General features: G+C 64.4%; 21 protein-coding genes and 1 pseudogene. 12 read left to right on the top strand and 10 right to left on the bottom strand.

The genetic code is table 11. The features are described from left to right. Nucleotides 1-5 precede the first annotated feature (5 nt). From I6H87_RS02730 to I6H87_RS02710, 5 genes are all read right to left on the bottom strand, one after another. Nucleotides 6-1,310 (bottom strand): flavin monoamine oxidase family protein, encoded by a 1,305-nt coding sequence (locus tag I6H87_RS02730; RefSeq protein WP_011614747.1) that lies wholly within the window; start codon nucleotides 1,308-1,310, stop codon nucleotides 6-8. A gap of 87 nt (nucleotides 1,311-1,397) precedes the next feature. Next, nucleotides 1,398-2,759, bottom strand: a complete 1,362-nt coding sequence (locus I6H87_RS02725; RefSeq protein WP_011614748.1) for an NAD(P)/FAD-dependent oxidoreductase — start codon at nucleotides 2,757-2,759, stop codon at nucleotides 1,398-1,400. Between the two features lie 43 nt (nucleotides 2,760-2,802). Then, the gene (locus I6H87_RS02720) at nucleotides 2,803-4,236 is read right to left on the bottom strand and encodes an MFS transporter (RefSeq protein WP_011614749.1); all 1,434 of its coding nucleotides are present in this window, start codon (nucleotides 4,234-4,236) and stop codon (nucleotides 2,803-2,805) included. 94 nt (nucleotides 4,237-4,330) lie between these two features. After that, on the bottom strand, nucleotides 4,331-4,738 hold the full coding sequence (locus I6H87_RS02715) for a RidA family protein (RefSeq protein ID WP_011614750.1): 408 nt from the start codon (nucleotides 4,736-4,738) through the stop codon (nucleotides 4,331-4,333). 25 nt (nucleotides 4,739-4,763) lie between these two features. Next, nucleotides 4,764-5,600 carry a phytanoyl-CoA dioxygenase family protein gene (locus tag I6H87_RS02710; protein WP_011614751.1) on the bottom strand — a complete coding sequence of 279 codons (837 nt, stop codon included), beginning with the start codon at nucleotides 5,598-5,600 and terminating at the stop codon, nucleotides 4,764-4,766. A 1,410-nt stretch (nucleotides 5,601-7,010) separates the two neighbouring features. On the opposite strand from I6H87_RS02710, the gene I6H87_RS02705 reads away from it, so the two are divergent. After that, entirely contained in the window at nucleotides 7,011-7,346 is a 336-nt protein-coding gene (locus I6H87_RS02705) for a hypothetical protein (protein WP_041687204.1), read from the top strand. Between the two features lie 180 nt (nucleotides 7,347-7,526). Here I6H87_RS02705 and I6H87_RS02700 read toward each other — a convergent pair whose 3' ends face one another. The 5 genes and pseudogenes from I6H87_RS02700 to I6H87_RS02685 all read right to left on the bottom strand — a co-directional run bounded on the left by I6H87_RS02700 (nucleotide 7,527) and on the right by I6H87_RS02685 (nucleotide 14,648). Further along, entirely contained in the window at nucleotides 7,527-7,721 is a 195-nt protein-coding gene (locus I6H87_RS02700; protein ID WP_041687206.1) for a hypothetical protein, read from the bottom strand. Nucleotides 7,722-7,808: 87 nt separating this feature from the next. After that, nucleotides 7,809-8,982: pseudogene (gene mdh, locus I6H87_RS02695) on the bottom strand (iron-dependent methanol dehydrogenase). Between the two features lie 573 nt (nucleotides 8,983-9,555). Continuing rightward, complete coding sequence (locus I6H87_RS34230; protein ID WP_231881412.1) at nucleotides 9,556-10,569, bottom strand: acyl-CoA dehydrogenase family protein; 1,014 nt, start codon at nucleotides 10,567-10,569, stop codon at nucleotides 9,556-9,558. Between the two features lie 83 nt (nucleotides 10,570-10,652). Beyond that, nucleotides 10,653-11,828: an acyl-CoA dehydrogenase family protein gene (locus tag I6H87_RS34225; RefSeq protein ID WP_011614754.1), complete on the bottom strand. Its 1,176-nt coding sequence runs from the start codon at nucleotides 11,826-11,828 to the stop codon at nucleotides 10,653-10,655. A 129-nt stretch (nucleotides 11,829-11,957) separates the two neighbouring features. Next, nucleotides 11,958-14,648, bottom strand: coding sequence for a winged helix-turn-helix domain-containing protein (locus tag I6H87_RS02685; protein ID WP_136227746.1), 2,691 nt, complete (start codon nucleotides 14,646-14,648; stop codon nucleotides 11,958-11,960). A 281-nt stretch (nucleotides 14,649-14,929) separates the two neighbouring features. On the opposite strand from I6H87_RS02685, the gene I6H87_RS02680 reads away from it, so the two are divergent. Genes I6H87_RS02680 through I6H87_RS02630 form a run of 11 tightly spaced genes read left to right on the top strand, consistent with a single transcriptional unit; the run spans nucleotide 14,930 to nucleotide 26,101 of the window. Next, on the top strand, nucleotides 14,930-15,715 hold the full coding sequence (locus I6H87_RS02680; protein ID WP_011614756.1) for an enoyl-CoA hydratase/isomerase family protein: 786 nt from the start codon (nucleotides 14,930-14,932) through the stop codon (nucleotides 15,713-15,715). A gap of 46 nt (nucleotides 15,716-15,761) precedes the next feature. Then, the gene (locus tag I6H87_RS02675) at nucleotides 15,762-17,333 is read left to right on the top strand and encodes a class I adenylate-forming enzyme family protein (protein WP_011614757.1); all 1,572 of its coding nucleotides are present in this window, start codon (nucleotides 15,762-15,764) and stop codon (nucleotides 17,331-17,333) included. Nucleotides 17,334-17,388: 55 nt separating this feature from the next. Continuing rightward, on the top strand, nucleotides 17,389-18,531 hold the full coding sequence (locus I6H87_RS02670) for a thiolase family protein (protein ID WP_231881389.1): 1,143 nt from the start codon (nucleotides 17,389-17,391) through the stop codon (nucleotides 18,529-18,531). Between the two features lie 54 nt (nucleotides 18,532-18,585). Continuing rightward, on the top strand, nucleotides 18,586-19,785 hold the full coding sequence (locus I6H87_RS02665; RefSeq protein ID WP_011614759.1) for a thiolase C-terminal domain-containing protein: 1,200 nt from the start codon (nucleotides 18,586-18,588) through the stop codon (nucleotides 19,783-19,785). 12 nt (nucleotides 19,786-19,797) lie between these two features. Then, the gene (locus tag I6H87_RS02660; protein ID WP_011614760.1) at nucleotides 19,798-20,322 is read left to right on the top strand and encodes a Zn-ribbon domain-containing OB-fold protein; all 525 of its coding nucleotides are present in this window, start codon (nucleotides 19,798-19,800) and stop codon (nucleotides 20,320-20,322) included. Between the two features lie 4 nt (nucleotides 20,323-20,326). Continuing rightward, complete coding sequence (locus I6H87_RS02655) at nucleotides 20,327-20,803, top strand: Zn-ribbon domain-containing OB-fold protein (protein WP_011614761.1); 477 nt, start codon at nucleotides 20,327-20,329, stop codon at nucleotides 20,801-20,803. 48 nt (nucleotides 20,804-20,851) lie between these two features. After that, the gene (locus tag I6H87_RS02650) at nucleotides 20,852-22,408 is read left to right on the top strand and encodes a class I adenylate-forming enzyme family protein (protein WP_011614762.1); all 1,557 of its coding nucleotides are present in this window, start codon (nucleotides 20,852-20,854) and stop codon (nucleotides 22,406-22,408) included. 20 nt (nucleotides 22,409-22,428) lie between these two features. Continuing rightward, complete coding sequence (locus tag I6H87_RS02645) at nucleotides 22,429-23,625, top strand: lipid-transfer protein (RefSeq protein WP_011614763.1); 1,197 nt, start codon at nucleotides 22,429-22,431, stop codon at nucleotides 23,623-23,625. A gap of 52 nt (nucleotides 23,626-23,677) precedes the next feature. Then, nucleotides 23,678-24,457 (top strand): enoyl-CoA hydratase/isomerase family protein, encoded by a 780-nt coding sequence (locus tag I6H87_RS02640; protein ID WP_011614764.1) that lies wholly within the window; start codon nucleotides 23,678-23,680, stop codon nucleotides 24,455-24,457. A 54-nt stretch (nucleotides 24,458-24,511) separates the two neighbouring features. After that, nucleotides 24,512-25,336 carry an SDR family oxidoreductase gene (locus I6H87_RS02635; RefSeq protein WP_011614765.1) on the top strand — a complete coding sequence of 275 codons (825 nt, stop codon included), beginning with the start codon at nucleotides 24,512-24,514 and terminating at the stop codon, nucleotides 25,334-25,336. A 60-nt stretch (nucleotides 25,337-25,396) separates the two neighbouring features. After that, complete coding sequence (locus I6H87_RS02630; protein ID WP_011614766.1) at nucleotides 25,397-26,101, top strand: hypothetical protein; 705 nt, start codon at nucleotides 25,397-25,399, stop codon at nucleotides 26,099-26,101. The last annotated feature ends 49 nt before the right edge of the window (nucleotides 26,102-26,150 follow it).

Raw genomic sequence — 26,150 nt, 5'->3', positions numbered from 1 at the left:
CCGGATCAGGGATGATGGGCGCCATCCAGGGCGCGGGCGACGTCAGCGGCAGCCCTAGTGCCGGTCTCGATGGCACCGTCGATGCCGCCAACCCCGATCGGCGCTATGTCCGCTCCTGCGAAATGGATGCGGCCGTGGGGCTGTCGCATCAAGGGAGCTGCCTGCGTCAGATTGCCGGGGCGGTGATGCATCCATCCGCCTTTGGAAAACGGGTCGTTCGCCCAATCCTGGCAGACGGTGTCCACTACTTCGATGTCCGGAATGAAGTCCCGCAGCGCCTGCTGTACTGCCTCGCGGTCATTGCCGTCCAGCGTTGAGGGATCGGCGCAGAAGCACACCACCAGCGTATCGCCATCGTCGCGGCGTTCGGCATGGGCGGTATTGATGGGATGCTTGCCCGCCGGCGCATAGATCACGAAGGGCTCGATCTCGCCCCTGACCCGTACCCAGATCTTGCTGGGCATGATCGGGTTCTTTTGCTCGATCATGGCGCGCACGGGTTGCGGCAGCGCAGGCGTGACGGAAAACTCGCTCAGCATGTTCAGCGGCAATGCCACCACGGCGCGCCGGGCCCGGATACGCTGTCCATCGCGGGTGGTCACGATGACCTCATGCCCGTTGTCATCGACAGCGGCCACCGGCGTCGAGAGGCGCAACTCAGCTGTCGACTCGGCGCTCATGGCGTCGATCAGGCGACCGGTGCCGCCCTCGATCGGCCAGTGGCCGGCGACTTCCTTGAACGCGCTCCAGCTGCCAAAGCAGATCGCGCACCAGAACAGCAGTTGCGCGAGTCCCTGCTCGTGTTCAGAGCAAACCAGGATGGACATCGCGTTGACCAGCAGGTCACGGTCGTGCGCGGAGAGTTCAAGCGCGTCAAGCCGGTCGCCGATGGTTTGCCTGTCGATCGCGCTGACATCGGCTGCTGCCAGGTCATCCACCTGGGGAAAGTGCATCCGGGCATCGGCAAAGAAGCGGGCGACCAGCGGCGCGGTCAGTTGGTGGAGTTGCTCCCACGTCCCGGTGTGCACCGCGCCGTCGGCGTACCAGTAGGCTCTCGTCACCGGCATTGGCGTCGCCAGCCCGATGCCATAGCGCTTGAGTTCGCGCCACACATGCGCCTGGGTCCAGTGCACGTAGGTGCCGCCCAGATCGAGGTGCAGGCCAAGGGCCTTTCCCCACCAGGTCCGGCCGCCAATCCGGTCACGCGCTTCGAGCAGTACCACTGAATGGCCTGCCATGCTGAGGTCCCGTGCAGCAGTAACGCCTGCAAAGCCAGCGCCAATCACGGCAACATCGTACAGATCTGTCATGAGTACATCCGTAGTGAGTTTCGGGGGATGCAGGGGTTTCGCAAGGCCCTGCTGTCATGCAATCGCGTAGCAGCCGCCGGCGCTCCTTCATGCGGCGCGTGCCTTGCGGTTCGAGCGTTCATCGAGCCTGCTTGCGACCTTCAGGGCGCCGTTGAGAGCAAACCAGCGCAGCGGCTCGGGCAGCGTCAATGGGGGGATGTGTTGCATCAGCATCGCAAGCAGCGGGTTTTCGATACCGCAGATCTTCCCGGCCAGCATGTGTCCGACCATGCCCTGTGTGCCGACGCCGTGGCCGGAACATCCCGCCGCGTAGTAGATGTTCCGATCCGCTCCGGTGGTGCCGATCACCGGCAGGCCATCGTCGGCATAGCTGATGTAGCCGCTCCAGCTGCGCCGGATGGCGATGCCCTTCAGGGGTGGAAAGCGGTCGTGAAGGGCCATCCGCAGCGCCCGATGTTGGGCATGCTCTGGCACGTCCGGAGTCTGCGAGCCGAACGGGTAGCGCAGGCGCTTGGTCGTCACGACCAGCGTGTTGCGCGCCGTCAGGCGATGGCTCTCCATGACCCAGTGCATGGTCGTGATGCCTTCGCGACGATGCCACCCAAGCGCGGCCAGCTGGACGGGGGAAAGCGGTTCGGTTTCCATGGCCGACAGCCGCAATGGCACCACCTTGTCCGCGAGCGGGCCGAGTTGCGGCGTGTAGGCGTTGGTGGCCAGGATCATGACCGGCGCGCTGACGCTGCCGCGCGGCGTCCGCACCTTGACGGTCGGTCCTTCGGTGTAGGACAGCAACGGCGTGTTCTCGTGGATCGTCACGCCCGCCTGCAGGGCTGCGCGCCGCAGCCCCAGGACGTACTTGCCGGGATCGAGCGTGCCGCCGTTCGACACGTAGCTGCCGAACAGGAACGCTGGCGGGATGCCGCGTGCGCGCATCTCGGCCTGGTCCAGATACTCCGATGGGCATCCGAGTTCGGCGCTGATGCGCATATCGTCGCGCACCCTGGCTTCCTGTGAGGGGTCGATGCCGGCACGGATCAGTCCCGATTGGTTGTAGTCGCAGTCTATCCCGTGCTCGGCGAACTTGCCTTCGGCGAAGCTGACGCCGTCCTCGTAGAAGCGGACGATCTGCCTTGCTTTCTCATGGCCTGCGCGCTTGAGGAAGCGGTCGTACTTGAGTCCCTGCCCGCCGGCGAGATAGCCCGCATTGCGGCTGCTCGCTCCATAGCCGCAGAATTCGCGTTCAAGGACGACCACCTTCACGCGGTGCCGCGCAAGCTCCAGCGCCGCGCAGAGGCCGGCAAAGCCCGCGCCGACGATGACCACATCGGCGTTGGTGTGGCCCTCGAGCGGTGGCTGCAGATCGGCCGGCTTTTCTATCCAGCCGCCCAGTGTTCGGTATGTCTTGAAGTCTTCAGTCACGTTGCCGTGCTCCTTGGTCTGGAGATCCATGCTGCCGGGACACAACCACCCGGCAATTTGCTGACATGCCGTGTCAGGCGGCCATGGGCGTGTCCGTGGATTGACGCACGCCGTTTGCGGCGCCGGGCCCTTCGTCGGTAACGGCTTCCAGCGAGCGGTTGGTCGTGCGCGGGCCGAACAGGGCGACGGGGATGGAGAACACGATGTAGCAGGCTGCCGCGGCGAGCATTACACCCGCCATGCCGCTTGCGGAGAACAGCGCGGCGCCCAGGACGCCGGCGGCCGCTCCGCCGAACCGGCCGCCAGACATCACGATGCCACTGCCCAGGGCGCGCAGCTGCGTCGGAATCGTCTCCGGGATGTAGGTGTAGTACGCGTTGACGACGAGCCCGGTGATGATGGAGGCGAGGCCCCCCGCACCGATCACCACCCAGCTGGTGGCCGAGATGCCGAGCACGACCAACGGCAGTGCACTGAGCACGGACACAACAAGGATGGTGGATTTGCGTTCATACCGGTCGAGAAACAGCATGGCTACGAACGGCGTGACGCCATAGATCACGTTCCACAGGAACAGGATGAAATACGCATCATCCTCGGAGTACTTGAGGCTGTACACGAGCGAGTAGACGCCCCACTGCCCGAACAGGTAGTAGGCCAGGGTGGCGCCGAAATAGCCGAGCGTGAGAATGGCTATGGTTCGAAGAACGGCCTTGTTGTTGATGAGGTCGCGCAGTGTTGGTGCTGCGGCGTTCTGTTGAGCTGAGGCAATTCCGGGTTCGTCGAGCGGACCGCGGCGCAGTGCGCGTGCTTCCAGTTCGCTGACGATGCGTTCGGCGCGGTCGGACCGCCCGCGCGACACACACCAGCGCACCGATTCGGGCAGGACCAAGCGTGCCAGGGGCGCAATCAGCAGGCCGATGCTGCCAGCCAGGAACAGGTTGCGCCAGGCACCGGTACTGCTGTGCGGGAGATAGAACATCGCCAGCGCCGCAGCCCCGATGCCGGAGACCACGAACCCGATCGTCACGATGGAGACGAAACGGCCACGCGCCTTGCCGGGAAACATCTCGGCGATATAGACAAGCAGCACCGATGTGGCGGCCTGCACGCCGACACCCGTGACGACGCGGGAGGCCAGTATGGTCTCGTAGGTAGGCGCGAACGCCGTCGCTAACGCGCCCAGCGAGTACAGGACGGTGGTCCATACCAGAACCGAGCGTCGTCCCCACCTGTCAGACAGCCTTCCTCCCACCAGCGCGCCGACAATCATCCCGATGAAGAACGCGCTGCTGATGAGGCCGATCTGCTCCGTGCTCAGATTGGTATGGGCTTTGATCGTTGGACTGGCGTAGGCAAAGATGGCGTTGTCGTAATACTCCAGCATCAGGTTGGCCGCGAGCAGCGCGGCCCAGACGTAGTGGGAAGCCATCACCGGCAGGCGGTCAAGCCTCGCCAGGATGCTGGATGGCTTATCCGGCCTGACAACCGTATTGGGACGATTCATGTTGGTGTCTCCATCAGCTTTGTCGCTGTTCTATTTTCTTTTGGGATCGTGTGCCGCGACCCTGGTGTGCAAACGGGGCGGCGGCATCCGGCAGTCAGCCGGCGCCGCAGCCGGCGACCGCAATGGCGCGTATCTCGACGAGGAACTCGGGGCGGGCCAGCTGGCTTACGCCCACGCCTGTCCACGAGGGATAGCGGTCGGGTAGGTATTCATCCTTGACCTTCACAAACTCATGGATGTCGCCGCGCAAGTCGGTGTGGAAAGTCATGATCTCCACGATATCGGCCATGCTGGCTCCCGCGGCTTCGAGGACCGTCTTCAGGTTTTCAAACGCCTGTCGGGCCTGCGCTTCCATTCCCTGTCCCACCGTGGCCGTCGCCAGATCGAACCCCACCTGGCCGGACACCCAGATCATGTCGCCGACACGGGTCGCCGACGAGAAATGAAGCTGGTCGTAGTGCCTTGCCTGTGCAAGGCCGGGATTGATCATTTGTCGTTTCATGGCTGCTTCTCCGTCCAAGGCGATATCAGGCGATCTGGCGGAAGACAGGCGAGCGGAACGGCTCGCCTTCATTGAGCTTGGCCATTTCTTCGCTGAATAGGGGCCCGTTACGGGCATAGCGCGGGTTCGACAGCGGCAGGGCGCGGAACGTGGCGTCGTCACCGAAGAATCGAAGTACCAGGGTATGGCGGGTCGGACAGTCGGCGTCGACGGCGGCTCCTCCGTGCAGCGAACGCGGATGCAGGAATACGACGTCGCCGGGCGTCACGCCCCAGGAGAGCACGTCCCAGGCGTTCGGATCTTCGGCGAGTTCCTTGTCGATATGCGGAAGGCGGGGCAGCGTGCCGTCGCCGTAGAGCGGATCGGTCGGGTCATCGGCATTCGCGAAGCTGGCCCCGTCGTACTGGATGCCGAGATGCGAGCCGCGAATGATCTCCAGCGAATTCCTCTTTGGAATGGGCTGGAAGGTGATCCAGGCGTTGCCCCAGTGCTTGCCGGCCCAGGGTAGGTTGGCGGTGTCCTGATGCCACGGTCCGCGGCCGCTTTGGCCACCTTCCTTGGCGAACACCTCCTCGGCGAAATACCAGACATGCGCCGATCCCCATAACTGCTGGAATATCTTTCCGAACGGTAGCGTCGAGACCAGATCGTCAAGCTTGTCCTTGACGACCGGATTGGCGTTGTCGATATGGGTCTGCAGGCTCGTGCCGTCCAGCGAGCGGAAGTGATACGGACCCGGATTGGCGACGTTCCACTTGAACGCCTCGTAGCACTGAGCGAGCTGCGCCGGGTCAAGACAGTTTTCTACAAGTACGGCGCCGTCATTGCGAAACGCTTCTCGTTGGGATTGGGTGGTGAGCATGATCGGTCTCCTTCATTCTTCGTGATGGACGCTGGCCGGCGCGATGCATGAACAATAACCCGCAATGCTCTTTAAGACAACACGTGTTGTGTTAATGTGTGGGCATCGTGATTCCCGGAGGATCGGCGAGGTAGCGGTCCGGGTAATCGTGACGAGAGCTTGCTCAGGCTTTCGTCTCCGTGGACAAGAAGACGTCGTCTAGGTGTATGGCTTCAACTCGTGGTGGCACCACGAGATGCGGATGCCGCGGCATATGCTGGGGCAACATCCCGGCGGCCGCCTCGTTGCGTGGCGGGCTGCGGGCCTTGACCGCCAGAGGGACCTTGGTCGGATCGGGATGCGCCCGCATCCACCGGCTTTTCGGGCTGGTCGCGCAGATCGGGCAGTTGAATGGCTTCCACCCGGCGCTGTGCACCTGGGTCGTGGCAGGCGCTGTGCGGCGCCCCACCCATGGCCGCCGTCATGCAAGGCGTAAGGAATGCAAAGCGTGAGGACTGCCGCGACGGCCGCGGTCGGCTAGGGATGCAGTGGATCCGCGCTTTTTTCCGTCGCGTGCCTGACCCTCAGATCCTGCCAACTACCCGTGCTGCGCTGTCGGACCTATCTGGCTCCGATCTCGCGTGGGGCTGGGGACATCCTGGCGCCAGGTAGCGGGCCACCGCCGGGATGTCGACAAGGTGCCGGCAATGCCGTCCGCGCATTCGGTCAATGGCCGCACGAACAGCTTGATGTGGGAGATCGTGGGTAGCGCTTGCCCGATGTTCATTTCCTTGAATCAACTTCGAGGCCGTCGAGAACCTAGGGGTGTCATGAAACGCCACTTGGTCGAATGGCAAAAAGTGGATTTAGAACGGCCCTTCGCTTCGTCGCGGTCAAAGGCCGCTACTGGCCGTTCTCCGCCGTTGATCCCGTCCGGCGCTCGCTAGATCTCATCGGCGATCGGTGCAGGTTTGCGGGTACGCGGAGGCATCGGTGCCGGCGGGGCTATAAGGGATTCGGCAGGAGCTCACATGGCGAGCATGTGGCCCATGATCAAGAGGTTGGACTGCACATATTCTTTTTTGGACCACGGCGCAGCAAGCTTTGGCGAAATGCCGGACCTCCTACGTCGTTCCATTCGTCCATTAGCGAAATCAAAGGGAGACACCTAAGTTCCTCAAGGCTTCGCGGTAGCGGCCCAAAAACTGTCATTGCAATATGCGCGGTTGATCGCGATAGTGCCGAAGGACGAGCAAAGTTCCAGGAGAGCTTGAAGAGTCAAAGATCAAGCGGCTGCAAGTATGAGCGCCAGCCGCTTGTGGTCGACCCTCCAGTCACCATGCAGTTCCAAATTTCACTTTTTCCAAGGCGTCCAAGATTCACAATGCGCTTTGCCGGACGAAGAATGGGAAGCCAACCGGGGAGAGCACATTGAAGCATCTTGACCTGCTCAACGATTTCCGGGAACTCATGGCGCTGCTAGAAAAAAACAGGTCGAGGCATCATCCGCAATGGGCAGCTTCGACATCCATAAGGTATCGGAAGGACTCGTGCTTGGGGTGCTACGCGAGCAAGCCGCTGGTCTTTGTCAAAGCGGAGGTAACCCATCTCGACAAGCGAATGCTGTTCCAGAGCGGGCGTAGCATCGGTGCCGAATCGATGAGCCAATCCCCCGACAGCGGCAGGTCGTCCACCGGGTTCTCGACCAATGCTCGAAGCAAGGGCGCTCTCGACGATAGCGACTTCGAGGAACTGGTCGAGGCCTAGCGCGCCATCGAGCCGGCGCACGTCCACGACCCCAGGCATTTCGTCCCGATCTCGAGGGACTGATCGGCTTCACAGGATCGCATTCCGCGGCGGACCGACAGCGGTCCGGCAAGGGCGTGCCGCGCGCCTGCAGCGCGCTTTGGGCTATTGGAAGAGAATGGTGCTTGCTGCGTCTTCGCTCTAGTTGTAACCCAGCACGGCGACGGTCCTGACATCGGGTCGCTCGTTTGAGCCATCCATGAGCACGTCCGTGGGCCTCTTGCGCACAAGGTGCGTGACAAGGTCTTGGCGCGCAAGATGCATCGATTGCTGCGACTGTTGCGGTGAGCCTTCTGCGTGAATGCAGGAAAGCGGTTCGACATAGGAGGAAATCATCGTGACTCCTTTGGGTGGAAGTCTAAACACGCGAAGTTAATCGTGCCGCTGAACCCCCTCCCGCGTTCGTCGGAGGGGGCATACCTTTTACATCGCTGCAGCGAAGATAGCGATGACTTGCGCCGTGGTGGCCCTGCGTGGATTCGTCAGCATGCATGCATCTTTTTGTGCGTTGTGCGCCATCACCTCATGGTCTTCCGCCTTGACGCCCAGGCTGGCCAGGCCGGCAGGAATGCCGATCGAAGCGGCGAGAGCCCGGATCGCCGAGATCGCAGCCTTGGCCGCGTCACTGGTACTGAGGCTCGCAACGTTTTCGCCGAGCAGTTCTGCGATCTTCGCGAAGCGTTCAGGCGCGGCAATAAGGTTGAATTCCGATACATGGGGCAGCAAGATCGCGTTGCACACACCATGTGGCAGGTTGTAGAGGCCGCCAAGTTGATGGGCCATTGCGTGCACATAGCCGAGCGACGCATTGTTGAAGGCCATGCCAGCAAGGTATTGCGCGTAGCACATCGCGGCACGCGCTTCCAGCGAATTGCCATTGGCTACGGCCTTGGGCAGCCACTCGCCGATCAACGCAATCGCTTTTTCCGCGCATGCATCGGTAATTGGCGTGGCCGCGGTGGAAACGTATGCTTCGACGGCGTGCGTGAGCGCATCCATGCCGGTCGCGGCAGTCAATGCGGGCGGCATTGCGACCATCAGCCGGGGATCGTCGATTGCGATCAGCGGTGTGCAGCGCCAATCGACGATGGCCATCTTCACGTGATTGCTCGAATTGGTGATGATGCAAAAGCGAGTCATCTCCGCAGCGGTGCCGGCGGTCGTATTGATGGAAATGAGCGGCGTCATTGGCACCGTCGATTTGTCGATGCCCTCGTAGTCGCGGATATGTCCGCCTCCGGCGGTAACGAGGCCGATTCCTTTCGCGCAGTCGTGCGAGGAGCCGCCGCCCAGCGAGACAATGAAGTCGCATCCCTCCTGCTCGAACAGCTTGACGCCGTCATGAACATTGACGTCGGTTGGATTGGGTTCGGCCCCTGGAAAAATGAGTGGCCTGAAGCCCTGCCTCGCGGATGTACCCCGCGATGGTTTCGGATAGCCCCATCTTGTGCAGGCCGGCATCCGTGACGATGAGGGCCTTTCTTGCGCCTTGCGCTTTGGCGCGCGTGCCGGTCTCGCGCGCACAGCCTGGACCAATGAGAGTCACGCAGGGAATGAAGAAGCTGTCGATGCGATCAGCGGCGTTCAGGTGGGTCATGGCGTCTCCAATATTGTAGTGATGAGGTGTCTTGCACCCACATGCCATGACGCACGAACTGTACCTGTGTCCTTAAAGAGATTTTTTGGCAGCGATTGATCCCGTGCGAATCGCAGGGTGTTGTGATTTGAATCGATGTGTTCAATCCTGGAGCAGTGTGGGGTGTCTCCGACGGGTTGAGCGGCCGACACGGGGGGATTGACCGACGCCGCGCAGACTGGCTGTCAAGCCGGGTAGCCAGTTTGCAATGCCGGTCTGTTGGCGTGACAGTAGCGCTTCATGCGCGCGGTCTGGAACGTTCGGTGATGGGAAGGACACATTGGATATCAGCGGCGGCGGCAGTCGACCCTACTGCGACGTCCAACGCGATAGTCCGAAAGGCTGTTCAGGCAATCAGCGGAAGTTGGTCGACATAAGACAAACGATCGTTTTCCGACCCATTGCGGTCGATTGTGAGCTATGACGGCACAAGGCGCCAAGCTTGGTACTGCCCCAGTGAAGCCGGATACGCCCATAGTACGAGGTAATGACACGGGGGCATGCGTGGGCTGAAGGGGGCATCGGCATCGGTCTTCAACGAGGTAACCCCAGCCCACGCTGGGCGATCAGGTTTCGCTGAATTTCCGCGGTGCCGCCGCCGATGACGGTCAGGATCGCGTACCGCAGCAACCGTTCGAACCTGCCGCTGGCGATCGCGCTTTCGGCGTCCTCGGACAAGGTTGCTCCAGTGCCGAGGATATCGAGCGCCGCTTGGCCTAGGCGTTCCGTCAATTCGCCCGTAAAGGCCTTGCTCATGGCCGCTTCATGAATGGGGACCTTGCCTTGCTCGGCCATGGCGATACTCTTCATGAACAACTGCCGCCCGGCTTCCACTTCGGCCGCCAGCGCGCCAATGCGGTCGCGAACTGCCCCATCATTGGCCAGCACCGTCTTGTCACGGACGCAACGAACCAGTCGTTCGAATTCCGCGCGGGCATTGGCGATGAAGCTTCCCATCATCATGCGCTCCGTTGCAAGCGCCGATGTCAGGACTGTCCAGCCGTCGTTGAGTTTCCCGACCAACGCACTGGCGGGAACCCGGACATTGTCCAGAAATTCCTGGCAGAACGTGTGACCGTACATTGCCATCGATGGTCTGACGGTGAGGCCCGGGCTGTTCATTGGAACAATGAAGATGCTGAGGCCCGCGTGCGGTCGCACCGCATTCCGGTCGGTGCGGGCGGCCAGCCATATGTAGTCCGCCTTTTCGGCGGCCGTGGTCCAGATTTTCTGGCCGTTGATGACCCACTCGTCGCCGTCGCGCTCGGCGGTCGTCTGCATCGATGCGAGGTCCGAGCCCGACCCTGGTTCGCTGTAGCCCAGGCAGAAGGTGATCTCGCCGCGGGCGAGCTTGGGCAGGAACTCGGCCTGTTGCTCGGCCGTACCGAACGCCATCAGTGCATGCGCCTGGATGTCCCCGCGGCCGCCCATGGGTGCACCGGCTTGCTGGATCTCTTCCATGAATGCGAGTTGCTCGTAGGGCGTGCGTCCCTGGCCACCATACTCCCTGGGCCAGCTCATCGTGTTCCAGCCTTTGCTGCCTAACAGCCTGGTGAACTGTGTGTCATAGCCCCACTCTTCGTAGGCATGGTCTTGTTCGTGTCTGGGCGAATCGCCGGACCAGTTTTCCTTCAGCCAGGCCCGTACTCATCACGGAACGCATTTCCGGCCGGGCCGAGATCGTGCTCGGGAAGCATCGCGCCCTGCTCGAGCAGGGCCCGGGCGAGCTCCTCACGCGCCTGGCGTACGCCGCCGTGACGCGCAAGATCCGCATGCGTGCGGCGGAAATGCCGCGGTGCCTCATGTTCCTCCGAGTATGCGATGGCGCCGAAGGTGTGATGCGTTTCGAGCGATACCTGACGCAGCGCAGGGCCGGCGAAGGCGCGTGCGGCTGCGCCAAGGATCCGCCAGTTCTCGGAGCCGAGGTCATGCGTCCTGGCGGCGTTGTGGAGCATCAGCCGTGCGGCCTCCAGCGCCATCAGGCAGTTGGCGAGTTTGTGCTGTATCGCCTGGAAGCGCCCGATCGGCTGACCGAACTGCTGTCGTTCCTTGGCATAGGCAACGGCCATGTCGAAGCCTTGCCGGGCGGTGCCGAGCGCGCGCGCCAGCAGCGCAAGCGCGCCGATCCGACGCAGGTCCTCGGCCAGCCCGGGCGGGAGCGGCAACGTTGACGCGGGCACGTGATCGAAGCTTGCCGCTGCCAGCGGTGGCACCGCCAACCCAGGTGTTTCCGTCACGCTCAGGCCGACCGCGCCGCGCGGTACGATGGCTAGTACCGGCCCCGGCTCGGCCAGAACGAGCAGGTGGGTGGCATGCGTTCCGGCCTCGACAAAGGCAATGCGACCCTGCAGCTTGCCGTTGGCGACCCGCACGCCGCCAGCTTGCCGATCGCCGTCAAAGCCGCCGAAGGCGAAGCTCACGCTGGCGTCGCCGCGATGCAGCGCACTCAGTAGCGCGGCCGACTCGTCGGATCTGGGACGCCCGGGCAGGTGCGGTGACAGGGCGAGATTGGCAAGTGCGGCACCGATCAGCGGCGCTGGGCAGGCGGCGCGCCCCAATTCTTCCAGCGCCACGGCAATTTCTCGCATACCGCCTTCCTGCGGATTGCTGCCCAGGCTGGTCAGGCCTTGCTCCGCCAGGTCTCGCCAGATCGACGTCAGCGCCTGGGGGTCTGCGGCAAACTCCACGGCCTGCGCGGCGGGCCACCTCCGGGCGAGCAGTCGACGCAGGCTCTCCTGCAGCATCAGCCGCTCTTCATCACTTGGCAGCATTGCTGCGGAGGGGAATGTCGTTTGCTCCTGGGGCATGATGTCTCCTGTGGCGCATCAGCCGCGATGCGGCCGTGATGGATGCCTTGCCAGGAGATTCTGGTTCGCCGACGCCATACGGTCACCACACTTTCCGGGTGTCCGGCGGGCGGCGGAGTGATCGCGCCATCAGTCGATCAGGCCACGCCTGCGCGCGGCGATCACCGCGTCGTAGCGGCTCGGAACCCCCAGCTTCTCGAACACGTTCTTCATGTTCCACTTCACTGTGTCCAACGTGAGGTTGAGGGTCAGTGCGATCCGCTTGTTCGACATGGACTCCGCGGCCAGGCGCAGGATTTCAATCTCGCGCGGCTTGAGCTCGGGGCCGTTCGCCTGCGCGTCGGGCTCACCGGCCTGCTGAACCGGCGTATGCGCCGCGACACCGCGGCGCAGGACCTCGACCAGATAGTCGCCGCCGGAGCCGGGGCCAAGCGTGGGCTGCAGTTGCTGCAAGGCCTGCCGCACGCGCTCGCCTTCATCGAGCAACGTGCGAACGAGCCCTAGTCTCTGGGCTGCTTCGACAGCAGCCCGCAGAAGACGCATGGCTTCGGTAGCCTCGTCCATTTCAGCAAGGGCGGTGCCCGCCAGCAAGTCGGCCTGCACCACACATTTTTGCCGCCCGTATGCCACACCGTAGTTGCGCAGCGTTTCTGCGCGCGCCAGCGCTTCGTTCCAGTCCATGCCGGCCAGCGCCAGCCGGGCTCCGGTCAGGGCCGCGATCGCCTCGATCTCGGCGAGGAAACCCGTTCCGTAGCGATAGCGGCTGGCCAATCGGTCAAGTTCGGTCTGCAGCTTCCGGGCGGCATCCTGATGGTTCAACTGGAGTTCCAACCGCGCTTGTCCGGCCAGCACATAGGCCAAAGGCCGATCCAATGCCAGCTCGCGGCAGCGGACTTCCTCCTCGCTCAGCGCGTGCAGTCCCTGCGCTGCCGATGCCTGCGTCGCCATCAGGCGGCTGCGGACGATGATCGCAAGCGTCATCGGCTCGGGCGAGGAGAGACGCAGCAAATCGAGCCGGTTGGCCAGCACTTCGTTCGCCTCGGCCAGCAGGTCGGCCTCGTAATACGCGTTGGCGAGGAATGCCGCGCTGTTGACGGCCGACACCGAACGCCGGCCGTGCGCTGCCTCGGCGCGCGCCACCAGGGCGCTGCCGGTCCGGATGGCCTCGCGATTGTTGCCCTCGAGCAGGTGGCTGAGCAGCAGGGTCGATTCGGCCACCAGGGCCATGTCATCCTGAAGCTCGGAGCGTGGCAACCGCGCGATGTGCTCGTGGAGCGAGCGGGCGTCCTCGTACCGCCCGGCCGCGCAATAGGAAAAACTGAGCACAGCCAGGTGCGCCTGGCGCAGGAAGCGATCGGTCAGGCTTTCGAAGTCCGACGGCGCCACGAGGGCCAATGCGGCTTCGGTGTCGTCGCGTTGCAGCGCGATGCTGGCCCGCAGATAGAGCGCGTGCAAGGCAAGTCCCGGCGCCAGCGTGCGCGGCGTCTTCTCCAGCCGCTCAAGCCAGCCCTGCGCGTCGCGCCAGCGGCCCGCGGCTACCAGTGCCCAGCAACCGAGGAGCAGCAGCCGGGGATGGCCCAGCAGCATATCGGCCGGAAGTTCGTCCATCCAGTGTTGCAGCGTGCTGAAGAAGCTCATGCTGCGGATTGGCAGGTCAGCCCGCTCGACCAAGTGCACCGCGGCCTCGGTGTCGTGCGCGTGATAGGCGTGACGTAGCGCTTCAATCAGGAGGCCGCGTTGCTCGAACCACTGGCTGGCCCGCGCATGGATCTCGCGCATCAGCGCAGGATCGCGCTGTTGCAGCTGGTCCTGGAGGAAGCTTGCGAAAAGCGGATGAAATCGGTACCACGGCTGGGGGCTGTCGAGCTCGGCCGGCAACAGGAAGAGGTTTTCACGCTCGATCTGGTCGAGCAGCGCGGGGGCCTTTGCATTGGCTGTGACGTGTTGCGCCAGATCGGCATTGAAGCGGCGCAAGACCGAGAGCTTCTCGATGAAGTCGGTGACGTCTGGCGCCAGATGGCGCACCACGTCTTCGGAAAGATAGCGCTGCAGATCCGTGCGGCGATGCAGCATCTGAGACAGCACGTCCCGGTTGGCCGGGCTGCGCTTGAGCCGGATGCAGATCATCTGCAGGCAAACCGGCCACCCGTCGGTGATGTCGTGGATCAGGCGCGCATCGTCCGGCACGACGTCGCCGAGGTGCTTGGCCAGGAAGTCCTGCGTTTCCGCGAAATCGAACGGCAGGTCGGGGAAGGTGATCTCCGACAGCTCCCCGGTCAGGCGCTGGCGGCTTACGGCAAGCGGTGGATGGGTCCGTGAGGCCAGGATCAGGTGCAGGGTCTCGGGCCCGTGATCCACCAGACCCTGGATCAGCGCATGGGTGTCGCTGTCGTCGACGTGATGATAGTCGTCGATGAAGAGGAACACTTCCTGGCGTCGCTGGCACACCGCGTCAACGATGGTCGCGATCAGTCCTGCAACCGGCAGATCGGCACGCACCTCAGAGGCAAGGGCAGTTCCGTCATCGACGGGCAGTCCTGCCTGCTGCAGTGCGCCGGTCAGATAGGCGCGAAACTGCGGCAAGTGCCGCTCGTCCGGTGACAGGGACAGCCAGCAGACCAGTTCCCCGTCCTTGAGCAACTGCTGGCGCCACTGGGCCAGCAAGGTCGTCTTGCCGAAGCCCGCACTGCCGCACACCAGCGTCAGCCGGCTGTCGCGCGAATCCAGCAGCCGCGCCAGCAGCTTGGCCCGCGGCGTGGACTGCGGGCTGATGCGCGGCGGCGCGAACTTGGTGGGGATAAGAAGGCGATCGGGGGCCAAGCCAGGGTCTCCTGCTGACATGCGAAGGGCATCTTATCGGAAGTGCCGCGGAAGGTCGAAGCGGCCGCCTGGAGGCTGTGTCCCTCGGGCCATCCCGCACGATGGGTCTTCGGCGCACAGCTCTGGCCCTGTCACACCCGATTACACCCGATAAGTGTGGTGCGCCCACCCGGCCGGCAACCCATCATTGAACCAGAAGCGAAGGGACAGCCAGATCCGGACAAGCTGGGCGGCCAGGGCACGCTGTAACGCTGCATCCCGCCTCGCAAGGAGACAGCGCAATGCACTACGAAACCATTATCCATGAACAGCGGGGGCCAGTCGCGTGGATCACGTTGAACCGGCCAGCCGAGCTGAATGCGGTGAACCAGCGCATGCTCGAAGAGCTTCATGATGCACTCACTGCAGTACGGGCCGATGCGGGCCAAGCCGTACTAGTGCTGACCGGATCCGGCCGCGCGTTCTGCGCCGGCGCCGATCTCAAGGCGCTGCTTGCCGGCCTCGACACCGCCCCGGGCGAGCCGAATTTCGCCGATCGCACGCTGGCCACGCTTTCGCTGCTGCGCAACATGCCCAAGCCAGTCATCGCTGCCGTCAACGGGCTGACCATCGCAGGCGGGCTGGAACTGGCGATGTGCTGCGACATCCTGATCGGCGCGGCGAGCGCCAGGATCGGCGACGGCCATGCCAACTTCGGCGTGTTTCCTGGCGGTGGCGGCGCAGCGGTCCTGCCGCGCCGCGTCGGCCTCAGCCGGGCCAAGCAACTGCTGTTTACGGGCGACCTTGCCGACGCCGCGCAGATGCAGGCCTGGGGGGTGCTCAACGAGGTGCTGCCCGACGAGGAACTGCTGCCGGCGGTGGCGGCGCTGGCAGAGCGGATGGCGGCCAGGAGCAGTCTCGTACTGCGCCGCATGAAGGAAGTGGCCAACCGCTCGGTCGACCTGTCGATGGATGCCGCGCTGCGCGACGAACTGCTGATGTGCCAGCAGCACACCCGGTCCCATGACTTCCGCGAGGGTCTCGCCGCCTACGGCGAGAAGCGCCCGCCTGCATTCCGCGGCATCTGACCGTCCCGGCTGCCCCAGGCAAGCCAAAAACATAAAGGAGACAAAGATGAAGATCGACTTCTCGAGGTGGTCGCTCGATGCCGCCTCGCGTTTCGCGCAACGCGAGGCCCTGGTCAATGTTGAGCGCGACCGCCGCTTTACCCACATGGAGCTGCACCGGCTCACCAATCGGATCGCCCGCTTGATCAAGGAGCGGCTCAGGCTTGCGTCAGGCGACGTCTACCTGACTATCCTCGACAACGACAATATGAGCCTGCTGACCTTTTGCACGCTGGCCAAGGCGGACGTGAAGGCGGCATGGTGCAACTTTCGGGACACCTTCGACGAACACCTCTGGCAGATCGACTGGGTCGAGCCCAAGGTGGTATTCCTCGAAACCGCGCTGCTGGACAAGTACTACGACACGCTGCGCCAGCGCGGCATCCGCATCGTGTGCATGGATCCGCTCGCGGCGCCCCGCGATGGCGTGTCCTGTTTCTGGGACCTGCTGGAGGGCGTGTCGGACGCGGAGCCGCATATCGAGCTGGACGCAGACGAACCGATGCTCCTGCGCTTCACCGGCGGCACCACCGGCCGCGGCAAGTGCTGCATGTACACGCTGAACAACTGGCTGGCCCTGCACCGCTACTTCTATTCGATGCCGGACGACATGTTCGGCAATGACGCCCGTCACCTGAGCATTACGCCGCTGAGCCACGGGTCCGCGGCCTATGCCACGACGCTTGCTTTCAAGGGCGGCTGCCATGTGACGATGAACGCTTCGGATCTCAGACAGTTCTGCGCCAATATCCAGAACGAGCGGATCACGTCCAGCCACCTCGTGCCGACCATCCTTTACCGCTTCCTGGAATTTGGCCTGCACGAGCAATTTGACCTGTCCAGCCTGCGCACGATCCTCTATGCGGCGGCGCCGATGAGTCCGGCCAAGCTCGCGCTGCTGCAGGAGAAGTTCGGCAACATCTTCATCCAGGCCTATGGCAGCAGCGAAGTGCTGGCACCCGTGGCCGTGCTGAGCAAGGCGGAGCACCTGTGTGCGCCTGGCCAAAGCAACAGGCATCTGAGCTCTACCGGCATCGCGCTGCCAGAAACCGAGATCGTGGTGATGGACGAACAAGGCCATGAACTGCCGGTCGGCGAGACCGGCGAACTCTGGATCCGCGGACCAGGCGTGATCAAGGGCTACTACAAGAATCCGGAAGCGACTGCAACCGAATTCCAGGGCGGCTTCTGGAAGTCCGGTGACCTCGGCTACGTCGACGAAGACCGCTATGTGTACATCGTCGATCGCAAGAAGGACATGATCATCAGCGGCGGCTTCAACATCTACGCCATCGAGGTCGAAGCCGCGCTCAATGCGCACCCCGCCGTGCTGATGTCGGCGGCAGTCGGCGTGCCGCATGCCGAGTGGGGCGAATCCGTGCACGCCGAGGTGGTGCTCAAGGAAGGCCATACGCCCGATCCGGCCGAGATCGTCGCCTTCTGCAAGGAGCGCATCGGGTACAAGGCGCCGAAGACGGTGACCATCGTTGACCAGCTCCCAATGACGGTGATCGGCAAGGTGCTGCGCCGGCAAGTGCGCGACAAATACTGGGCCGATCAGCAGCGCAAGGTGAACTAGTCAACAGCTCGAGGGCAACAAGATGAGCATGTCAAACCGTGTCGCCATCGTCTCGATGGCACAAGTCAACTACAACGAGAAGCGGGCGTGTTCGCCCGAGGAACTGGCCTACCAGGCAATCCGTCCGGTGCTGCAGGAAACCGGCCTGCGGTTCCTGCCGGCCTATGAGAAGGGCGGGATCGACGCAAGCCTGATCTGCCACGAACACTCGCGCATCGCGCGGCCATTCTCGGCCTCGCTGGTGGTGGACGTTGCCGGCGCGAACCTGCGTCCCGATGAAAAGATCGACCAGGACGGCGCCGTCGGCGTCCTTGAGGCGGCCTGGCAGATCGCCTCCGGCGAGTTTGAAACGGTGCTCGTGGTCGCTGTATGCCACGACTCCACCAGCCGCAGCGGGGGCAATGCAATCGAGAACAAGGTCTTCGATCCCTTCTTCTGCCGGCCGCTCGGCCTCGACAACGTGCAGGCTGCCGCACTACAGGCAAACCGCTACATGGAGAAGTACGGTGTCACCTCCAAGCAATGTGCCGGGGTGTCCGTGAAGAACCTGCGCCACGCGAAGGACAACCCGCTGGCGCTGCGGGCGGGCGACTACAGCGTTGCCGACGTGCTCGGCTCGAAAGCCCTGTCGGATCCGATCACGGCGCTGCAGACGCGTGCGTTCGGCGACAGCGCCATCGTGATGCTGCTGGCCAGCGAGCAGCGGGCCCGGCAACTGACCAGCAAGCCCGTCTGGATCAAGGGGCAGGCCAATTGCTGCGACGGCTACTACCTGGGGGATCGCGACCTCGCGGAATCCGAGGTGCTGACGATCGCGGCGAACAAGGCTTACCGCATGGCCGGCATCAGCGATCCGCGCAAGGAGATCGATCTGCTCGAAGTGACCGATGAGTTCTCCTACCAGGAGCTGATGACTTACGAGGGGCTAGGCCTGTGTGACGCCGGCCAGGGCGGCCGCTGGCTGGAATCCGGCATGAGCAGCCGGGGTGGCCATCAGCCCGTCAATCTTTCCGGTGGCGCGCTGTCCGGCTGTTCCCATACCACCATCGGCATGGCCCGTATTGCCGAGATCGTGTTGCAACTGCGCGGCGAGGCGGGTGCGCGCCAGGTGGACGGTGCACGCACGGGGCTTGCCCATCTGGCTTCGGGGCCTTGCGGGCAATTGCAGCAGGTCATGGTTCTGGGCACCACGCCATGAGGCCCGCCAGGTGAGGCGGGACGACGCAAGACGGCGCGGCAACGGAGAAACGGAATGAATCGCAGAGTGGCAATCGTCGGCTTCGGCCAGACGGAGATGATGGCGCGCAGCCCGCTGAGCAAGGCGGAGCTAGCCAACCAGGCCGTGCGGCGGGCACTGGAAGATGCGCAGATCACGATGAAGCAGGTCGACGAGATCGTGCTGGCCGACATCGACTACGTGTCGGGCACGGCGGAGTCGGAAATGGAGCTGGCCGACTGGGTCGGGCACCGCCGCAAGCCCGTGGTCAAGATCGAAACCGGCGGCACCGTGGGCGGGTCGGCGGCGCTGTCGGCTGTACACCATATCGCAGCCGGCGCCTGTGACGTCGCGCTGGTGTCGGCAACGGCGAAGTTCGTCGGCCCGCCGCCCGGCACGCTGCCGCGCGGGCCGTTCCTGCAGGCGGCGATCAATTCCGGCCTGCACGCGCTCACCGAAAAATGGTGCAGCGTGGGCGCCGTGGGGACCTTTTCCCTGATGGCGAGCTCCTATGTCAAGCTGTCCGGCTGCACCGAGGAAGCGGTTGCCATCGCCCGGGTCAAGGCCGCCAACAACGCGCTTAAAAACCCCTATGCGCATCTGCGCGAGCACCTGACCGTGGAAGACGTGCTCAACTCGCCGATGCTGACGGCGCCGATGCGCCAGCTCCATATGTGCCCGATCACCGAAGGCTCGGCGGCGATGATCTTCGCCAGCGAGGACGTGGCGCACAAGCTCACCAAAAAGCCGGTATGGGTGAAGGACATGGTCACCATCCACTCCGCGCAGCACTGGGCCGCGCTGCAGGACTTCATCGCCCCCAGGGAGCGTTGCGTGCTGCCGAGCCTGGCCAAGGCGTGCGAAGTGCTCTACAAGCGCAACGGCATCACGCATCCCGCCAAACAGCTCGATGTGATCGAGATGTACGAGCCCTGCACTTGGGCCGAACTGGTGTGGATGGAAACCATGGGCCTGTGCGAGCCGAACCAGGCGTGGAAGCTGATGGGCACCGGCGCCACCGATATCGATGGCGAACTGCCAATCAATCCATCAGGCGGGGTCACGTGTACCAACCCGGGCGTTCCCTCGACCCTGCTGCGTTATGGCGAACTGGCCCTGCAGATCCGCGGCGATGCCGGCGAGCACCAGGTCCCGCGCGATGTCAGGCTTGGCCTGGCCACCGGCTTCGGCGGCACCGGCTGGACGCCGCTGATGCTGCTGTCCAAGGACAAGTAAGGAGGAAAGGCAATGAGCACCGAGCAACCCGAAACCCTTCCCGTGCCGCCGACGCGCCTGCGAACGCCCTTCTTCATGGAGTACCCGCTGGGCTTGTTCAACGGCAGGTTTTCCCGCGAAATGCGCGACAACGGCCGCCTCATGGGCATGGTCTGCCGCCATTGCGGCTTCAGCATGCTGCCGCCGCAGGCCGTTTGCAGCGTCTGCCATGGCGAGAACTTCGAGGATCCGCAATGGGTGGAGATGGGGCCCGAGGCCACGGTGGCGGGCTTCATGTCGTTCAACATGCCATTCATCGACACCAACGATCTGTCGGTGCAGTCAAGCGCCTATCCCGTCGGCGTCCTGATGGTCGATTCGCCGGGCCGCAATGCCGGCTTCCTGTGGCACTACATTGGCGAAACCGACCTGAGCAAGGTGCACAACGGCATGCGTGTGCGCGCCGTGTTCCGGCCCGAGGCCGAACGCAAGGGGTTGATGACCGACATCCTTTACTGGGAGCCGGTGCGCGACCCTGCCACAACACAAGGAGACTAAGGCAATGTATCCCGCATACCTGGAAGACGCGGAACCCGCCATTTTGCGCCAGCCGGTGCTGTATGCCGACATCAACTACGACGTGGGCGAGACCAATGGCCGCTTCTTCGCTGCGCTGCGCGACCACGGCAGGATCACCGCGACCTGCTGCGCTGCCTGCGCGCGCAGCTATGTGCCGCCGCGGCTGTCCTGCCCAGAGTGTTTTGCCAAACTGAAGGACTGGGTCGATGTCAGCGACACCGGCACGGTGGTCTCTTTCACCATCGTGCGCGAGCCCGGGATGCTGCAACCCGTGGCCCGCCCCTATGTCCTCGCGCTCATCCGCCTAGATGGCGCTGACACGGCGCTGGCGCACTACCTCGGCGACGTCGACGCCGCGGCCGTGAAGACCGGCATGCGCGTGCGCGCGGTGCTGGCGGACGAGTGCATGGGCAACATCTGGGACATCCGCTACTTCAAACCAGTCGGCGACAGCGCCTGATCGAGATCCGGCACGCGCTGGCGCTAGCCGGAACTCAGGAGACAAGATATGGCGATCATCGATTTCTTCGACCGCGGCTGGCAGATCGATCCCGATGCTGCGGCCTACGTGATGGACGACGAGTTGTTCACCTTCGATGCAGTTGGCACGCTCTCATGCCGCATCGCACACGCGCTGCTCGCGGCGGGCATGGGGCGCGGCAAGATCGGTGCGGTGCTGGGCGCCAACCATCCCACCGCGTGGACCTGCACGCTGGGCCTGTGGCGTGCCGGCATGGCATGGATGCCGGTCAATCCGCGCGGCTCGACGGAGGAGAACCATCAATTGCTGAACGCCTTCGACTGCGAAGTGCTGTTCTTCCAGAAGGCGTTCGCGCCTGTGGTAGAGGCGATGCGCCCGAAGCTGCCCAAGGTCAGGCTCTATGTCTGCATTGAAGAAGCCGTGCCAGGCGCGAGCGCACTGCCGGACTGGATTGCGGGGCAACCGGCGACTAGGCCGGAGGTTTCGTACGAGCCGGATGACACGATCGCCGTGATGCCAACCGGCGGCACGACGGGGCTGCCCAAGGGGGTGATGAACACCCATCGCAGCTTCCAGGCCTTCTGCGCGCAGTTCATGATCGCCTGCAGCTACCGCGCCGACGAGAAGATCGTGAACCTGGCCGCCGCGCCCATGACGCACACGGCGGGTGTGCTGTCGCTGCCGTGTACCGCGCGTGGCGGCACGGTGGTGGTACTGACCAAGCCGGATCCTGCCGCGCTGGTCAAGGCAATCGAGAAGCACCGGGTCAGCGAGTTCTTCCTGCCGCCGACCGTGATCTATCGGCTGCTCGACATGCCGGGCATCGGGGAGCACGACTACTCCTCGCTGAAGTACTTCATCTGCGGCGCGGCACCGATGTCGGCCGAAAAGCTGCGCCGTGCGATGGCGGTGTTCGGGCCGGTCATGATGGAAGCCTACGGCCAGACCGAGGCGCCAGGATCGATCGCGATCAAGCGGCCCGAGGAAAACTTCTCCGGCGGCGAGATCGCCGACGAAGCGCGGCTGCTTTCATGCGGCCGCCCCGGCCCGCTGGTGCGCGTGGCGATCATGAACGCGCGCAACGAGCCGCTTGCCACCGGCGAGACCGGCGAGATCTGCGTGCGCGGGGACCTGGTGATGAAGGGCTACTACAAGGCGCCGGAGAAGACGGCTGAGGCGATCATCGACGGCTGGCTGCACACCGGCGACATCGGGCACATCGATGGCAACGGCTACCTGCGCATCACGGACCGCAAGAAGGACATGGTCATCACGGGTGGCTTCAATGTGTACCCCAGCGAAGTCGAGCAGGTGATCTGGGCCCACCCCGCGGTGCAGGACTGTGCGGTGATCGGCGTGCCGGACGCCACCTGGGGCGAGGCCGTCAAGGCCGTGGTCGAACTGAACCCGGGCATGGACGTAAGCGGCGAGGAGTTGATTGCGCTATGCAAGGAAAGGCTGGGCAGCGTGAAGGCACCGAAGTCGGTGGATTTCGTCTCCACCCTGCCGCGCAGCCCCAACGGCAAGGTGCTGAAGAAGGACCTGCGAACCCCGTACTGGACCGTGCAGAACCGCAGCATCTGATTACAGGGACGAGGAGATCCATGAGCAGCAATGTACTGATCGCCGGCGTCGGGATGGTGCCGTTCAGGCGCCCCGGCCAGAGCGACCCCTATGACGTGATGGCCGAAAAGGCGGTGCGCACCGCCCTGGCCGATGCCGGCATCGATTACAGCCTGGTGGACCAAGCTTTCGCGAGCTTCGTCTACGGAGACTCGTGCTCGGGGGAACGCGCGCTCTACCGGGTCGGTATGACCGGCATCCCGATCACCAACGTCAACAACAACTGTGCTTCGGGTTCTTCGGCGCTGTACCTGGCGCGGCAGGCAGTGCTGGCAGGCGCGGCGGAATGCGCGCTTGCGGTCGGCTTTGAGCAAATGCAGCCCGGCGCGTTGGACCGGGTGTTTCCAGGCCATGCCGATCCGCTGGAGCGCCACCGCGAGAGCGTGGCGGTGGCGATGGGCTTTGGTGAAGCGGAACGCGCGTTGCCGCCAGCGCTGATGATGTTCGGCTCGCAGCTCGAATGGACGGCGCGCGAACTGCATATCCCGGACGAGGTGTTCGCGCGCATTGCGGTCAAGGCGCGCGCACATGCCAGGCACAACCCCTACGCGATCTTCCGCGACCCGCTCACAGTCGAAGCGGTGCTGGCCGCCCCCACGGTCTGGGGGCGCCTGCGCAAGCTCTACGCCTGCCCGCCGAGCTGTGGCGCCGCCGCCGTGATTGTGTGCAGCGAGCCGTTTGCGCGACGCCACGGGCTGCGTATGGACGTGGCGATCCTCGCGCACGAAATAGGCAGCGATATTTCTGCCGACCTCGATCCGCCCAACGTGCCCGATGCGCTGAGCCGGGGCGCGGCGCGCCGCACGGCTGACCGCGCATACGCCATGGCCGGCGTGGCGCCGCTGGACATTGACGTGGCGGAAGTGCACGACTGCTTCGTCAGCAACGAGTTGCTCACCTACGCGTGCCTGGGCTTCTGCGAAGAGCAAGACCTTGAGCGCTTCGTGGTCGAGGGACGCAACACCTACGGCGGCCAGGTGGTGGTGTGTCCGTCAGGTGGCTTGTTGTCCAAGGGGCACCCGCTGGGCGCGACCGGGCTGGCGCAGATCACCGAGCTCGCCACCCAATTGCGTGGCAGCGCCGGCCAGCGGCAGGTCGAGGGCGCCCGCACGGCGCTGCAGCACAACGGCGGGTTGGGCACTGCGGTATCAGTCGCGATCCTGCAGCGCCAGGGCTGAGCCGCGGATCTGCTCATTTCGACCACTGGACATCATCTCCGGGAGCCTGAACATGGACCAACCCGTCCTTCTGACGCGGCAAGGTGCCGTCGCCACCATTACGCTGAACCGGCCCGAGCGGGGCAACGCCATCGACACCGAGGCGGCGCGCGCGCTGATCGGGTGCATCGACGAGGTGGCGACCGACACGGCGGTACGCACGGTCGTGCTGCGTGCTGCGGGGCGGCAGTTCTGCGCCGGTGGGAACATCGACGCCTTCCTCCACGCCGGCGCAGGCCTGCCGTCCATGCTCGAAGAACTGCTCGGCCCGTTGCATACTGCCCTGTACAAGCTCGCCACGCTGCCGGTTCCAGTGGTCAGTGCGGTCAACGGGCCGGTCGGCGGCGGCGGCATCGGCCTGGCGCTTTGCGCGGATATCGTGCTGGCGGCCGAGTCGATGAAGCTGCGCGGCGGCTATTCCGCCATCGGGCTCACGCCAGATGCCGGTTCGTCCTGGTTCCTGACGCGCCGCGTCGGCGCCATGCGCGCCAAGCAACTCTTCTTCACCAATGGGGCGCTTTCCGCCAGGCAGTGCCTGGAGATGGGGATCGTGAGCGAGGTGGTCCCGGATGCCGGGCTTCCGGCACGCGCGGATGCGCTGGCTGAAGCACTGGCGCACGGCGCGACCGGAGCGCTGGGGCGGATCAAGCAACTGGTTGACGGTGCGCACGAGAGAACACTGCGCGTGCAGCTCGATCTTGAGCACAGCCTGATGGTTGAGTCCGCTGCCAGTGCTCATGCCGCCGAAGGCATTGCTGCCTTTATCGACAGGCGGGCGCCCAGGTTCGACTGACAACGGGACGCCAGGCCGTTACGGCCCTGGTGGCGTTCTTCACGAGGTAAGTCAATGCAAGTCAATCTCGATTTTACCGGTCGCCACATCTTCGTGTTCGGCGGCACCACTGGCATCAACTTCGGCATCGCCCAGGCGTTCGCCAGGCAAGGCGCCAGCGTGACAGTGGCCAGCCGCAAGCAGGAGAACGTCGATGCCGCGCACCAGCAGCTCGCACAGCTTGGCGGGCCGGTCCTTGGGGTCTGCGCCGATGTGCGCGATTTCGATGCGGTAGGCCGGGCGTTCGCCGAAGCGGTCGAACGCTTCGGCCCTGTCGATGTGCTGATTTCCGGTGCTGCGGGCAATTTTCTGTGCGAGGCGAAGGACATGTCGTCGAACGGATTTCGCGTGGTGGTCGACATCGACCTGGTCGGCACTTTCCACGTGCTGCGCCAGGCCTATGGCCACCTGCGCAAGCCAGGCGCGGCGGTGATCAATATCACGGCTCCGCAGTCCTTCGTGCCGATTCGCTACCAGGCGCACGCCAGTGCCGCCAAGGCGGGGGTCGACCAACTTACGCGCGTGCTCGCGCTCGAATGGGGCGGTGATGGCATCCGCATCAACTCGATCTCGCCAGGGCCGATCGAGGGTACGGAGGGCTTCCGGCGGTTGATGGCGCCCACCGAGGCGGAGCGCGCCGCTGCGCAATCCAGCGTGCCGATGCAGCGCTTTGGCACCGTGGACGATATCGCCAATCTTGCACTGTTCCTGGCATCGCCCTATGCGGGGTACATCTCGGGCGCGCTTGTGCCGTGCGACGGCGGTGGTGCCCTGGAGAGCGTCAAGGTGCCACTTGAAGCGGCGGGCCGTGCGGCAGCGGCGACCGGAAAGCCGGCCTGAAGGGCGCTGTCCGGCGATCTGGCTGACCTCCGCTGGAGGCACCGTTAGGCCGCACGCGCTATGGCGTCGGCCGGCAGGAGATGGAATGTGAGTGGCAACGACAACAGCGAGAGCACCGGCGGCGCCGTGCTGGCGAGGCTCACCTCCTTGCGGCACGAGATTCGCCGCGCCAGCCGGCGCGCGAATGCGCTCGCCGCCTGTGCCGGGCGTCTGGGCAGCGAGGCCTATAGCGCCGCATTGGCAGAGGTCTTCGATGACTGGATGATCAACAGCATCGGGCAGCAGCAACTTGTCTGCTTTGCCTCGGCAGCCGAGCTCGGGATCCTGCTGGAGCAGCACGTTGATCGATGCTTCGCCACGGCAATGCAGTCGGAGGGCCAACTGCTGCGCGTCCTCTACTGGGCGGTCATGCGGCGCTGGGACTTCTACCGCCGCCTGCGCGCCGGTGACGGCCAGTGCCTGCCAGTCCAGGCTGACCTGGTGGCCGGTGCTTCACCGAATCCGCAGGCGCTGTGCGCGGACTGCGCCCGACTGTCGGAGGACCCCAGGCGCGGAACCGGCCATTCGCGCCTCTATGCTCTTTCCGCCGCGTCCCGCCGGCACTACTCCTCGCACCTGGCGGTGTTGCGGTGCGAGCACCGCTGCAGCACCTGCGGGGCGCGCTGGGTGATGAGTTGCCACGCCGGCGATCCGTTTGTCGGCTGGACATTGCGCTGCGGCAGTACACGCCAGGCCTCACAGCCGGGCATGCATGTGGTTGCCTGATGGCTGTATGCGTTGCGGCGCACGCCATCAGCCAGCGGATTCCATGAGG

It is taken from the genome of Cupriavidus necator, assembly GCF_016127575.1.
In the GTDB taxonomy this organism is placed as follows: domain Bacteria; phylum Pseudomonadota; class Gammaproteobacteria; order Burkholderiales; family Burkholderiaceae; genus Cupriavidus; species Cupriavidus necator_D.
The sequence above is the reverse complement of the archived record's forward strand: the minus strand, read 5'-3'. Positions and strand labels throughout refer to the sequence as shown.

What these genes read in the sequence shown, in the direction of transcription:
- I6H87_RS02730 (WP_011614747.1), bottom strand. Translation starts at nt 1,310, where the DNA reads ATGACAGATCTGTACGATGTTGCCGTGATTGGCGCTGGCTTTGCAGGC.
- I6H87_RS02725 (WP_011614748.1), bottom strand. Translation starts at nt 2,759, where the DNA reads ATGGATCTCCAGACCAAGGAGCACGGCAACGTGACTGAAGACTTCAAG.
- I6H87_RS02720 (WP_011614749.1), bottom strand. Translation starts at nt 4,236, where the DNA reads ATGAATCGTCCCAATACGGTTGTCAGGCCGGATAAGCCATCCAGCATC.
- I6H87_RS02715 (WP_011614750.1), bottom strand. Translation starts at nt 4,738, where the DNA reads ATGAAACGACAAATGATCAATCCCGGCCTTGCACAGGCAAGGCACTAC.
- I6H87_RS02710 (WP_011614751.1), bottom strand. Translation starts at nt 5,600, where the DNA reads ATGCTCACCACCCAATCCCAACGAGAAGCGTTTCGCAATGACGGCGCC.
- I6H87_RS02700 (WP_041687206.1), bottom strand. Translation starts at nt 7,721, where the DNA reads ATGATTTCCTCCTATGTCGAACCGCTTTCCTGCATTCACGCAGAAGGC.
- I6H87_RS34225 (WP_011614754.1), bottom strand. Translation starts at nt 11,828, where the DNA reads ATGCCCCAGGAGCAAACGACATTCCCCTCCGCAGCAATGCTGCCAAGT.
- I6H87_RS02680 (WP_011614756.1), top strand. Translation starts at nt 14,930, where the DNA reads ATGCACTACGAAACCATTATCCATGAACAGCGGGGGCCAGTCGCGTGG.
- I6H87_RS02675 (WP_011614757.1), top strand. Translation starts at nt 15,762, where the DNA reads ATGAAGATCGACTTCTCGAGGTGGTCGCTCGATGCCGCCTCGCGTTTC.
- I6H87_RS02670 (WP_231881389.1), top strand. Translation starts at nt 17,389, where the DNA reads ATGGCACAAGTCAACTACAACGAGAAGCGGGCGTGTTCGCCCGAGGAA.
- I6H87_RS02665 (WP_011614759.1), top strand. Translation starts at nt 18,586, where the DNA reads ATGAATCGCAGAGTGGCAATCGTCGGCTTCGGCCAGACGGAGATGATG.
- I6H87_RS02660 (WP_011614760.1), top strand. Translation starts at nt 19,798, where the DNA reads ATGAGCACCGAGCAACCCGAAACCCTTCCCGTGCCGCCGACGCGCCTG.
- I6H87_RS02655 (WP_011614761.1), top strand. Translation starts at nt 20,327, where the DNA reads ATGTATCCCGCATACCTGGAAGACGCGGAACCCGCCATTTTGCGCCAG.
- I6H87_RS02650 (WP_011614762.1), top strand. Translation starts at nt 20,852, where the DNA reads ATGGCGATCATCGATTTCTTCGACCGCGGCTGGCAGATCGATCCCGAT.
- I6H87_RS02645 (WP_011614763.1), top strand. Translation starts at nt 22,429, where the DNA reads ATGAGCAGCAATGTACTGATCGCCGGCGTCGGGATGGTGCCGTTCAGG.
- I6H87_RS02640 (WP_011614764.1), top strand. Translation starts at nt 23,678, where the DNA reads ATGGACCAACCCGTCCTTCTGACGCGGCAAGGTGCCGTCGCCACCATT.
- I6H87_RS02635 (WP_011614765.1), top strand. Translation starts at nt 24,512, where the DNA reads ATGCAAGTCAATCTCGATTTTACCGGTCGCCACATCTTCGTGTTCGGC.
- I6H87_RS02630 (WP_011614766.1), top strand. Translation starts at nt 25,397, where the DNA reads ATGGCGTCGGCCGGCAGGAGATGGAATGTGAGTGGCAACGACAACAGC.